This is a genomic window from Shewanella sp. DAU305, assembly GCF_026802235.1.
Lineage (GTDB): Bacteria > Pseudomonadota > Gammaproteobacteria > Enterobacterales > Shewanellaceae > Shewanella > Shewanella baltica.
In genome coordinates this window covers 950,915-963,123 of the sequence record NZ_CP113808.1, presented here as the reverse complement: position 1 = coordinate 963,123, position 12,209 = coordinate 950,915, and the positions used below count along the sequence as shown (strand labels likewise).

The window sequence follows — 12,209 nt, the reverse complement described above, 5'->3', positions numbered from 1 at the left end:
TTACCTTAACTTCAACGTGGCTAAGCCAAGTAAGACGAGGAATATCGAGATAATCCAAAAACGCACTATCACTCGAGGTTCGGGCCAACCTTTTAACTCATAGTGATGGTGTATCGGCGCCATGCGGAAAATACGCTGGCCGCGTAACTTGTACGAACCCACCTGCAGAATGACTGACAGGGTTTCCATCACGAACACGCCGCCCATGATCACTAACAAAATTTCTTGGCGAACGAGCACTGCAATTGTGCCCAGTGCAGCACCTAATGACAGTGAACCCACATCGCCCATGAAGACTTGCGCAGGGTAAGTGTTGAACCACAAAAAGCCCAGACCCGCACCGACAATGGCGGTACAGACAATCACAAGCTCACCCGAACCGGGTAAATGCGGAATATGTAAGTAGTTCGCAAACTGCGCGTGACCCGATAAATAAGCTATCAAGGCAAACGCCGCCGCGACCATTACCGTCGGCATGATTGCCAAACCGTCTAGGCCGTCGGTTAAGTTCACCGCATTGCTCGAACCCACAATCGTGAAGTACGCCAATACGATAAATACGGCGCCAAGTTGCGGCATCACGTCTTTAAAGAAAGGCACCACTAACTGGGTTTCACCTGGATTTGCCGCTGTGGCATACAGGAAAAAAGCAATGAGCAGCGCAGCTAAAGATTGCAGAATGTACTTCCAGCGCGCGATCAAACCTTTAGTGTCTTTACGCACCACTTTGCGGTAATCGTCGATAAAGCCGATCAAACCGAAACTACCGAGCACAAACAACATCACCCACACATAGCGGCTACCGAGATCGCCCCACAGCAACACACTGATGAAGATAGCAGCCAATATCAGCAAGCCACCCATAGTCGGCGTGCCACGCTTACTAAAATGTGATTCTGGACCGTCGTTACGCACGACCTGACCAATTTGCAGTAATTGCAAACGTTCAATCAGTTTAGGGCCAAACCATAAGCTAAAAACCAATGCGGTTAATAAGCCTAAAATGGCTCGAAACGTCACATAGGAAAACACGTTAAACCCGGTATGAAAACGGGTTAAATACTCGGCCAGATATACCAGCATTTACACTAACTCCCCACGCCCGAAGGCTACTGTTAGTCCATCCACGACCCGCTCCATGGCGGCGCTACGTGAACCTTTAACGAGAACCGTTACCTGTCCCGGTAACTGGTTAATATGCTTTATGAGTTTTTCTACTAACGTCGCCACACTGTCATAGTGCTCCGCACCAAAAGCTTGGCTCGTATGCTGACTTAACGTTCCGGTGCAAAACAAGGCATCTATCCCCTGTTGCTTGGCCAGTTGCCCTAGTTCAGCGTGTAAAAGGGGCGCATTGTCGCCTAATTCTCCTAAATCTCCCAGTACCAGACAGCGATTTTCAGAAATTTCCTTTAACCAAGCGATTGCCGCCCCAACGGACACAGGATTCGCGTTATAGCTATCGTCGATTAGACGTACGCGTCCCAATTGACTCGGTTGCATACGCCCTTTCACTGGCGTTAATTGGCTTAAGCCTTCGGCGATCTCTGTCAAACTTAATCCCAAGGCAATACAAACACTTGCAGCGGCGAGTGCATTACTCACCTGATGGCGCCCCGCCAGCGGTAGTACCACTTGGCAAGATTCACCTGAGTAATTGAGCATAAAACGATAGCAACCATCGGCATTGGTCTTATGACCTGTGGCGATGACGTCGATATGACGTTTAGCGGCGCCATCTTGCTGGGAGAAGCTCAGTTGCTTATAAGGTCTTGCCTTAACGCTCATAAAATCGGCAAAGGCATCATCGGCGTTGATGATGGCGGTGCCATCGGCCTGCAGATGATTAAAAATTTCCGACTTAGCCTGCGCAACACCTGCTTGCGATCCAAATCCTTCTAAATGGGCGCTGCCGACGTTATTCACCAGCGCCACGTTCGGACGCACGAGTCCAGAGGTGTAATCAATTTCACCTTTATGGTTTGCGCCGAGTTCGAATATTCCAAACTCATCCGCTGGCGTTAAACGCAGCAAGGTAAGCGGCACACCGATTTCATTGTTGAAGTTACCAGCGGTATAGAGGATTTGATGCTTTGCCGACAGAATGGTCGCGATCATTTCCTTCACGCTGGTCTTACCGTTTGAGCCTGTTAACGCCACGCAAATCGGATTGATTTGGTCACGGACATAAGCCCCTATCGCGCCCATGGCTTTTTGGCAATCGGGCACAATCAGCTGCGGAATATCAAAGGCTAATTCGCGCTCGACCATTAACGCCGCGGCGCCGTTCTCAATAGCGGTTGCAGCAAAATCATGGCCATCAAAACGCTCACCCTTTAAGGCAACAAACAGGGTTGCAGCGCCGATTTTGCGGCTATCACTGCTTAAATCTTCGATGGTGACGTCGTCACCGACTCGAAACGTACCTAAGTGTTGACTTAGGGTCTCGAGAGAAAGAGGGATCATCTTGATTGCTCCGATAACTGGCGTGCCAGGGCGCGTTCATCATAGTCATGACGCACACCTGCCGCCTCTTGGTAAGTTTCGTGGCCTTTGCCCGCCAGCAAGATCACATCGCCAGGTTTCGCCAATGCCACAACCTCTTTAATTGCTGCGATACGGTCAACCTGAGTCAATGCCTGCTGAGGGTGGGTTAGCCCTTGGATAATATCGGTAATAATTTGCGCGGGGTCTTCACTGCGCGCATTGTCGCTCGTCACCATAATGCGGTCGGCATATTGCTCTGCAGCTTTGCCCATCAAAGGACGCTTGCCCTTATCACGGTCGCCACCACAGCCAAATACGCACCATAAATCACCGACACAATGTCGACGTAGCGCGTTTAACGCTTGTTCAATCGCATCTGGTGTATGGGCATAATCGACCACTAAGGTGATGTTATTCGCAGTTGTGAAACGCTCCATACGACCTGCGACGGGCGTTAGGTATTGCACTTGCTCGGCTAACGCTTTCATATCAAAACCTTGCAGATACAAGGCTGAGAGCGCCGCGAGTAAATTAGAGAGATTAAAGGCACCAAGAAGTGGTGAGTGGATTTGAGTCTCGCCCTCGGGCCAGACTAAGGTTGCACTGACACCTTGATCGTCAAACTTGGCATTTTTGGTATAAAAAGCCGCGGCTTGATGACCTTCAATACTAAAACCCCACATTTGCGCAGGCACAGATTTAAGTTCAGTCAACCAAGACTCGCCAACTGTGTCGTCGAGATTCAATAAACCGTGACCTAAGGTGCTGAAACGAAATAGGCTTTGCTTAGCGGCGGCATAGCTTTCCATGTCGCCGTGGTAATCGAGGTGATCGCGCGTCAGATTGGTAAACACGGCAACATCGAATGGCACCGCATCCACGCGGCCTTGCACTAAGCCGTGGCTCGACACTTCCATGGCGCAGACACTCGCGCCTTGGGCTTCAAAGTCATGCAACTGGCGCATTAGGGTAATCGCATCGGCTGTGGTATTGCCGCTATCGACAAGCTCGCCCCAGAGACCATTTCCAAGGGTGCCCATCACAGCGGCTTTGCGGCCGAGCGACGTTATCAGCTGGGCAATCAGTTGGCTTGTCGAGGTCTTACCATTAGTTCCAGTAATACCAATCACCCCAAGGGATGTTGTCGCAGGCTGATGCGCTAATGGATAACGCTGAGCGGCGATGGCCGATACTTGGCGACTCAACTGGAAGAAATAAATCTGCACGCCGTGCTCGGCATTATCGCTGTACAACACTTTGCCATGCTGATCAGCATCATCCGTGTGGACTAATACGGCTGCGGCACCTAAATCTAAGGCTTTTTCAATAAACTGTCTGCCATCGACCTTATGTCCTGGCAGCGCCAAAAACACATCGCCGCGACGTATTGCGCGGCTATCTAAGGTCAAATCGTTGAAGGACTGCGCGCCGGCATAATGCAGCCAAGGCGCAAGCAGATCCCGTAATAACATCATTCTGCTCTCCCGGCGGCGATACCCGCCAATTGCACTTGTTCTTTATCGGTAATGGGTTCAACGTTTAACATTTGCAGTGCGCCAGACATGACTTTGGCAAATGCCGGCCCCGCCACTGAACCACCATAATAGAGATCGCCCTTGGGCTCGTTCACCACCACCACTATCGCTAACTTAGGATTATTCGCCGGGGCAACACCCGCAAATAAAGCAACATAATCATCACCATAACCGCCAGCAACCGCCTTACGACTTGTGCCTGACTTACCCGCAACCGGATAACCATCGATATGTGCCAAGGTGCCGGTGCCGCCTTTTTCTGTCACGCCGACCAGCATTTGCATCACATCGTGGGCCACATCTTCAGAAATAACTCGCTCACCGACGGGGGGCTTTTTCAGTTTCATAATTGAAACGGGGAATAAGGTGCCGCCATTGCCTAAAGTGGCATACATGCGCGCAAGTTGCAGTGTGGTTGCCGTTAAACCGTAACCGAAGGACAAGGTGGCGCGCTCAAAGTCAGACCAACGGTGGCGGTCTTGAATAACCCCCGCGCTTTCACCCGTAAGGTTGATCCCTGAGAAACTCCCAAGTCCCATAGATTGATAGGTGCCGAGTAACTGCTGCACCGGAATAGACAAGGCCAATTTACTGATGCCGACGTTACTGGATTTAGCCAGAATACGCGCCAAACTCATGTCGCCGTAGTTGGCAGGGTCGCGCACTTGGCGGCCGCCTAAACGCATCCAACCCGGTGAAGTGGCAATAATGTCAGTCGATTTGACTGTGCCCGCTTCAAGCGCCGCAGCCACCACAAAGGGCTTAATAGTCGAACCGGGCTCGAAGGTATCCGTCATGGCGCGGTTACGCATTCTGAAGGTTTGCAGATTGTCGCGCGCATTAGGGTTGTACGAAGGCGTATTCACCATAGCCAAGACTTCACCGGTGTGAATATCGAGTACAACGATGGAACCTGAAGTTGCTTGGTTCATCTCTGTGGTGCGTTTCAGCTCGCGGTATGCTAACTGCTGAATCCGTTGATCGATACTGAGCACGAGATCATTCGGGCTTTCGCCTTCTTGGATGATATCCAGCCGTTCAACCACATGACCATCGCGGGATTTACGCACTTTCTGTTTTGAAGGCGTGCCCGTTAGCCAGCTGTTATAAGCATTTTCTACGCCTTCAATCCCAACATCATCAATGTTAGTGATACCGATAAGCTGAGCAGTGATTTCACCACCAGGGTAATAGCGGCGGGATTCAGATTTAAGGAAAACACCGGGTAATTTCAGTTGAGTGATGTAGTCCGCGACCGCGGGAGTAATTTGGCGTTTCAAGTAGGTAAAGCGTTTGGTGGGATTACTGCGCACCCGATCTAATATGTCTTCTACGGGTTCATGCAACACATCAGCTAAAGCTTGCCAGCGGCGCATATCCGCAAAGCCATTATTATCGTTAACTTGTTTAGGGTCGGCCCAAACGGCACGCACTGGCACACTGACGGCCAACATGTCGCCATTGCGATCGGTGATCAAACCACGCTGCACCTCACGGCTCGTGGTCCGTAAGGTACGCATATCGCTTTCATGGCGTAATTTGTCAGGTTCAATAATTTGAATGTAGGCTGCGCGTCCCACTAGGCTGCAAAATAGCGTACACACAAACCCCACCACTACGTATAAACGCCAATGGATTAGTTGTGGTTTCTGCGGTTTGCTTACCCGTTTGATTTTCGCTTGCCTAGTCATATCTTCCCTATACTCACGGCACCTTTACCACAACTTCTTCGCTGGGTAACGGACGACTCATGTTGAGTTCCTTAGAGGCAATGCGCGTAATACGACTGTGTTCAGTCTGCGATTGCTCTTCTAATAATAAATTGCGCCACTCAATATCTAATCTGTCTCGCTCTTGCAGTAACTGGTCCCACTGGGTCGTTAGTTGGCGGCTAATATGGCTGCCATAAACAACAGCGACCGCATTGCAGAGCACGAGCAGTGCTAATAACAAGATCCATTTGTGCAGCCATAAATCGTGTAAGACGATCCGTGGCAGATTGATCGAGGGCTTACTCACAGTGCGCCCCTTAGTAATCTAAACGCTCGGCAATGCGTAACACTGAGCTGCGAGCTCTGGCATTGCGTTCGATTTCTTCGTCGGATGGCATAATCGCCTTGCCCACGGCGCGTAACTTACGCGACTTGTTAATTTGATCTTCAGTGACCGGAAAACCATGCGGCACACTTTCGCCTTGGCTATGGCGGCGAATAAAGCGCTTCACGATACGATCTTCTAAAGAATGGAAACTGATAACCGACAAGCGCCCTTGGGGAGCTAGTACATTGACCGCACCTTCAAGCGCTTGATCAATTTGATCTAGTTCACTGTTGATATAAATCCGGATGGCCTGAAACACCCGAGTCGCTGGGTGCTTATTGCGTTCTTTACTCTTAGTGATACGCGCGATCAAATCGGCTAAATCTTTAGTTCGTAAAAACGGGGTCTTATCACGATCCGCAGCGATACAACGAGCAATATGGCGAGCGTTTTTCTCTTCGCCGTAGGTTTTAAATACCCAAGCCATATCCTCAATTTCTGCGCGTGCTAACCACTGAGCAGCCGTTTGACCTTGACTGTTATCCATGCGCATATCGAGCGGGCCATCACGCATAAAACTAAAACCACGTTCGGCATCGTCGAGCTGAGGTGAAGACACACCTAAATCGAGTAATACGCCATCTATTTTGCTCACAAGCCCAAGCTCTTCGACGTAATCGGCTAATTGACCAAAACCACCATGCACAATTTGAAAGCGTGGATCGTCAGCAAATTGTTTTGCCGCTTCAATCGCTTGAGGGTCACGGTCGATTGCGATCAATCGGCCATTTTCACCGAGTTGCTGCAACACTTGTCTTGAATGACCACCGCGGCCAAACGTGCCATCGATATAGATGCCATCGTCTTTGATGTTTAAACCGCCAACCGTTTCTGCTAGCAGCACGGATAAATGGGCAAATTCCTGACTCATTACTCTCTTCTTATTTAGTTATCGCGACTCGTTAAAGTGAAAAATCCGCGAGACGCTCGTTACTAGCAAGCTCCTCACTTCGAATCGTTTCCTGACACTCATCGATTTGCTGCAGCCAAGATTGCTCATCCCACAGCTCAAATTTGTTCAATTGCCCCACCAGCATGATGCGCTTATCTAAATTGGCATATTGCCTTAGCGGTGGCGGCAGTAATATGCGCCCATTACCGTCAAGCTCCACTTCGTGGGCGTAACCGAGTAACAGACGTTTTAACGATCTCTGGGTTTTATCGGTATCGGAAAGCTTTAACAACTTAGCTTCGATCAATTCCCATTCATGGATTGGATACAAGAGTAAACAAGCGGATTGGATGTCGACGGTAATCACGATGCGGCCTTGGTGCTCAAGCTGCAAAGGTTCGCGGTATCGCACTGGAATAGCGATCCGTCCCTTTGTATCTAAGTTGATAGCACTGGCTCCACGAAACACGCTAATTCATCCTTTCCTGTGATTTTTGATCCACAAATATCCACTATTTCCCACAACTGCTAAGTTTAGGGACAGTCGACAAGCAATGTCAAGGGATGGGATCCTTTTATAAATCCAGTCGGCAAGCGGGTTAGCAGCATGTTGAGCACTTAACCTAGCGACAAACTTTTGACATGAAAGACCACGAGAGATCGACTAAACAGAAGAAACTACAGGAATAAATTGCGCCGAAATATTCAGCAACCTTTTGCTTTCAGGCGCTTGCGATGAAAAAAATGGGGGATTAATTCTGTATTTGTGGGATTTTACGGGTCGAGGAATAACCTTAAACCCAAAAAAGTAACAAAATAAACTTAAATTCAACCTTGTTAGACAGTCAAAAAAGAGTTGGATTTAGCACGAAAATCTAAATAATTATCCGAAATAAAGACGATCATCTTTTTGCAGATGGTTGAATATTAATGTCACGATTGCGAGAAAGCTCAACGTTCCCACTCCAAATCCCGCAAAGCACCACGCGAATCCAACAAACTCACCTCAATTTTGCACTCGCTACTATTGTTCCTTCTCAACCACTGTGGTTCCTTCACAATGAGTGCCGCTTTGGTTAGCATCGATTGCTGGTGCTTAGATCTTAACCCCCCTCATTCGCCTTAACGACTTAAACCGCGTATAGTCTAAATATTGACCGACTCCTGCCGATAACATGTTGAGAGGTGTAATAACAAGGAGGCGTTATGAGTGGATTGGATAGCATTTATGCCATGCTGGCGCAGCCAGTGAAAGCCGTGTTGCACCCTAAACGGGTCGTCGACCAAGTGAGTAGTGCAACCGCAAATGCCCCCGATAGCCATGAAACACCGCAGTCGCAGTTACCCCCAACGTTAGAAGGGCGCGACGCGAAAGTCAGGGAGAGACGCAAAGATGCTGATAACAACAAGAATAAGAAACGCCGTGCATCGGATGAGCCTGAAGAATTAAAAGAAGGTGTCGTGCTTGAAGTGACCGACGATACCGCGGAAATCAAAAAGCCACCGAGCCAACATATTATTGATGTTGAAGTATAAATCCGTACTGATATAAAACGGAAAAGGCGCAATCCTATTGGATTAGCGCCTTTTTATTCACCACAATCGAGTCACATTTCAAACCAACTCAATATCAAATTTAAGCATGTCTCAAGTCCAACGACTTGAGTTGAATAGCTTAAGTCGAATAGCTTAGGCGCGAGTTCTGGCGACGGCATCTTGCCAACCTGCGTATAACCGCACCCGAGTCTCGGCATCAATATTGGGGATAAAATGCTTATCGATACAAGCTTTATGTTCAAGCTCTATGACACTCTCCCAAAAGCCCACAGCCAACCCAGCTAAAAATGCCGCGCCCAAAGCCGTTGTCTCACAAACACTCGGCCTTAGTACTTCGACATCGGTGATATCGGCTTGAAACTGCATCAAAAAATCATTGGCGACCGCGCCGCCATCCACCTTCAAACGCTTAAGGCTAACGCCACTGTCTTTGGTCATGGCATCGAGTAAATCTTTACTCTGATAAGCAATGGATTCTAACGCCGCCCGAATAATATGATTACGGTTGGCGCCACGGGTTAAACCAAAGAGTGCGCCACGGGCATTGGGATCCCAATAGGGCGCCCCGAGTCCAACAAAAGCGGGCACTAAATACACGCCATTGGTATCAGCAACCTTAGAGGCAAAATACTCAGTATCACTGGCGTCACGAATAAGCCCAAGTTCATCGCGCAGCCATTGAATAGTCGCGCCACCCATGAAGACTGAACCTTCGAGGGCATAGTTCACTTCGCCCTTCGGTCCCACGGCAACTGTGGTCAGTAACCCATGGTTAGAGCGCACCGCTTTGGTCCCGGTATTCATCAATAAAAAACAGCCAGTGCCATAGGTATTCTTCGCCATGCCGGGCTCGACACACAGCTGACCAAAAAGCGCCGCTTGTTGGTCACCCGCCATCCCTGCGACTTGAATTTCACTGCCTTCACCAGCAATCCGCGTGGTGCCATACACACTGCAGGAAGGCTTCACTTCGGGCAACAAAGACAAGGGAATGTCTAAAGCTTCAAGTAACTTGTTATCCCAAGTCAGGCTATGGATATTAAACAGCATAGTACGGGCGGCATTGGTGGGATCGGTGACATGCACTTTGCCCTCGGTTAACTTCCACACTAGCCAAGTATCGATAGTGCCGAACAACAACTCACCGCGTTCAGCTTGCGCACGGGCATTGGGCACATTATCTAGAATCCACTTGATCTTAGTGCCTGAAAAATAAGGGTCGAGTAATAGACCTGTGTTTTCACGCACATACTCTTCTAGCCCTTGAGCTTTGAGTTGCTCACAAATTTCAGAGCTGCGACGGCACTGCCACACAATCGCGTTATAGATAGGTTTACCTGTGGCTTTCTCCCAAATGACAGTGGTTTCCCGCTGATTGGTAATGCCAATCGCGGCCACTTCATCGCTGTGGATCCCCGCGCGCGCCAGCACTTCAACTAACACTGAACTTTGGCTTGCCCAGATCTCCATGGGATCATGCTCGACCCAACCCGGATTTGGATACAACTGGGTGAATTCCCGCTGGGACACGCTGACAATGTTTGCGTCGTGATCGAACACTATCGCCCTTGAGCTGGTCGTGCCTTGATCTAAGGCCACCACGTATTTTTTCTGCACGCTACTATCCTATCTGAACTCTCCGCCGCCTTTTTATGCCGATGAGAGTTAACATGATCCACTACTTATGCAATGAATATATTCGCAATTTTCTGCCGTGACCAGCAAGCAAGCCGAAAAACAAGATAACGCCACCATGCTATAGCCATAAAAAAGCCCTGAAGATTCAGGGCTTTTTTAAACTACGCAGAACTTACATCTTATAGCTCATCTGGATACCCGCAAGCCACACATCGCCGCTCGCTTCACCGTTAAAGTTAACGGCCGCTAAGCCCAGTAGGTTTTGCTGTTCGTTGATTGGCGCATCGCCAGTTGCTTTGATATACGTCACAGCGAAATCAAGGTTCAGATTCTTAGTCGCCTGATAACCGGCGCCGACAGAGAACCACAGACGGTCAGAGTCTGGAATTGTAGTTGTGCGCCACTCGTCATTTGCTGCAGTTTTGTCTAAAGCAACACCGGCACGCACTAACCAGTCATTATTCACTTGATAAGTGGTTCCCAGCGCGAAACGCCAGTTATCTTCAAAGTGCTCTTCTTTAACTAAATCAGACTCTAAATCGCCCTTAGGTTTAACGTCACCGGGGAAATAAGCCACCAGCTGATCAAATACACTCCAATCGGTCCAGTTCACGCTCGCGTGCATGGCCCAGTTATCGGTCAATTGGTGGTGGGAAGCAATTTCTGCAAAGGCGGGTAATTCAAGTGGTAAATAACCTTCAATAGACACGTCTTGACCACCGGTATACAAGACGCCAGAAGCATGACCATCTAAGTCCAATTGCACGCCGCTGTGATACGCAAAGCCTAAACGGTGAGCCGGATTGATCTGCCAGCTTGCACCTAACTGCCAGCCGTAACCCACATCATCACCCTTCATGCTTTTCAGCTCAGTGCCACCAGGAGGTAACATTGCCTGCACAGGAGCCGGCAGAGCCGGTTTGATGCCATCGACCCAACCGGGCAATGACGCACCAATTTCTCCTTCACCATAAACGATACGTACACCAGCACCTACGCTAACGGCATCATTGATGCGATAAGCGATGTTTGGATTAAACTCAACGGTTGTAACCGAAGTCTTGTTACCAAAAATAGCCGCAGCGTGGGTCGCAGGTAATTCAGTAGCTAAACCATAGTTAGAATTAACCGCTAGGCCCCATGTCCATTGATCATTTAACTGATTTGAGTAGTAAAAGTTCGGCACCAGTGCGTCATCGGCAACATCCAGTGCATCGCCACCTTTCATAACAACAGGATCTGGGCCAAGCAACGGCGAGCTAAGGCTGACATCGCCAGTCACATCGACGTTTGGCATGACATAAATACCACCCGTCGATAACTGACGACCTTCGAGATAAGTCAACATGGCTGGATTACGTGCTTGAGCCGAAGCGTTATCCGCCATAGCCGCTTCACCGGCAAAGGCGCGGCCTAAGCCTGTGGCAGAATATTCGGCTAATTGAAAACCAGCGGCATGGAGTTGAGTCGTTGAACTTAACAAGGCTGCAGTGACAGCCAAAGTCAGAAGACGTTTTTGCATCGTTATTCTCTAATAATATTATTGTTATCTGTACTACTTAAATGAGTACTGCGGCGTTCAGGCAAAATAGAGCAAACACTCCAGATTGAATGCGAAGCAGTTTACTTATGCAGAAGATGTTTGCAACCAAAGGAGATAAAACAGACAAAAACTCTAGCTAACGATGACTTTAAAACAGATTTAGTGACCAATATCACCATTTAAACAAAACTCAGCCTATATTCGCCCAGTTACTATTCGCAATGCTGATTAACTCAACATAGTAAAACCAAGAAATAACTATAATAAACAACACTATAAAATAACAAATCGTAGAAACACGTGTAAATCATTCAGTTGTAACAAATTCAGCATAAATCACTATCGATACAAAAAATCTATGACACACAAACAGCAGTAAAAATTTATCACTTAAAATACAACTAGTTAAACCATAAGCAGATGATGATTTAAAACAAAAGCGCCTAGGTGTTAACCT

At 48.6% G+C, this 12,209-nt stretch carries 10 protein-coding genes; 1 reads left to right on the top strand and 9 read right to left on the bottom strand.

The genetic code is table 11. The features are described from left to right. The 7 genes from mraY to mraZ are packed head-to-tail and all read right to left on the bottom strand — an operon-like array spanning position 1 to position 7,483. The gene (mraY, locus tag OX890_RS04255; RefSeq protein ID WP_006079891.1) at positions 1 to 1,083 is read right to left on the bottom strand and encodes a phospho-N-acetylmuramoyl-pentapeptide-transferase; all 1,083 of its coding nucleotides are present in this window, start codon (positions 1,081 to 1,083) and stop codon (positions 1 to 3) included. Further along, entirely contained in the window at positions 1,084 to 2,466 is a 1,383-nt protein-coding gene (locus tag OX890_RS04250; protein ID WP_107949491.1) for a UDP-N-acetylmuramoyl-tripeptide--D-alanyl-D-alanine ligase, read from the bottom strand. Further along, positions 2,463 to 3,962 carry a UDP-N-acetylmuramoyl-L-alanyl-D-glutamate--2,6-diaminopimelate ligase gene (murE, locus tag OX890_RS04245; RefSeq protein WP_268650144.1) on the bottom strand — a complete coding sequence of 500 codons (1,500 nt, stop codon included), beginning with the start codon at positions 3,960 to 3,962 and terminating at the stop codon, positions 2,463 to 2,465. Before murE ends, OX890_RS04250 begins: the two co-directional genes overlap by 4 nt. Beyond that, positions 3,959 to 5,713, bottom strand: a complete 1,755-nt coding sequence (locus OX890_RS04240; protein WP_006079888.1) for a peptidoglycan glycosyltransferase FtsI — start codon at positions 5,711 to 5,713, stop codon at positions 3,959 to 3,961. Before OX890_RS04240 ends, murE begins: the two co-directional genes overlap by 4 nt. Positions 5,714 to 5,726: 13 nt before the next feature. Next, positions 5,727 to 6,041 carry a cell division protein FtsL gene (ftsL, locus tag OX890_RS04235; RefSeq protein WP_006079887.1) on the bottom strand — a complete coding sequence of 105 codons (315 nt, stop codon included), beginning with the start codon at positions 6,039 to 6,041 and terminating at the stop codon, positions 5,727 to 5,729. Between the two features lie 10 nt (positions 6,042 to 6,051). Next, positions 6,052 to 6,993: a 16S rRNA (cytosine(1402)-N(4))-methyltransferase RsmH gene (gene rsmH / locus OX890_RS04230; protein ID WP_126491027.1), complete on the bottom strand. Its 942-nt coding sequence runs from the start codon at positions 6,991 to 6,993 to the stop codon at positions 6,052 to 6,054. Between the two features lie 31 nt (positions 6,994 to 7,024). After that, entirely contained in the window at positions 7,025 to 7,483 is a 459-nt protein-coding gene (gene mraZ / locus OX890_RS04225; RefSeq protein WP_011982222.1) for a division/cell wall cluster transcriptional repressor MraZ, read from the bottom strand. A gap of 737 nt (positions 7,484 to 8,220) precedes the next feature. Between mraZ and OX890_RS04220 the strand changes: the two genes are divergently transcribed. Then, positions 8,221 to 8,550: a hypothetical protein gene (locus OX890_RS04220; RefSeq protein ID WP_006079884.1), complete on the top strand. Its 330-nt coding sequence runs from the start codon at positions 8,221 to 8,223 to the stop codon at positions 8,548 to 8,550. 153 nt (positions 8,551 to 8,703) lie between these two features. On the opposite strand, the gene glpK is transcribed toward OX890_RS04220, so the two are convergent. Both glpK and OX890_RS04210 read right to left on the bottom strand, forming a co-directional pair. Beyond that, positions 8,704 to 10,188, bottom strand: coding sequence for a glycerol kinase GlpK (gene glpK, locus OX890_RS04215; protein WP_011982221.1), 1,485 nt, complete (start codon positions 10,186 to 10,188; stop codon positions 8,704 to 8,706). Between the two features lie 193 nt (positions 10,189 to 10,381). After that, positions 10,382 to 11,731 (bottom strand): outer membrane protein transport protein, encoded by a 1,350-nt coding sequence (locus OX890_RS04210; RefSeq protein ID WP_268650143.1) that lies wholly within the window; start codon positions 11,729 to 11,731, stop codon positions 10,382 to 10,384. Positions 11,732 to 12,209: the final 478 nt, after the last annotated feature.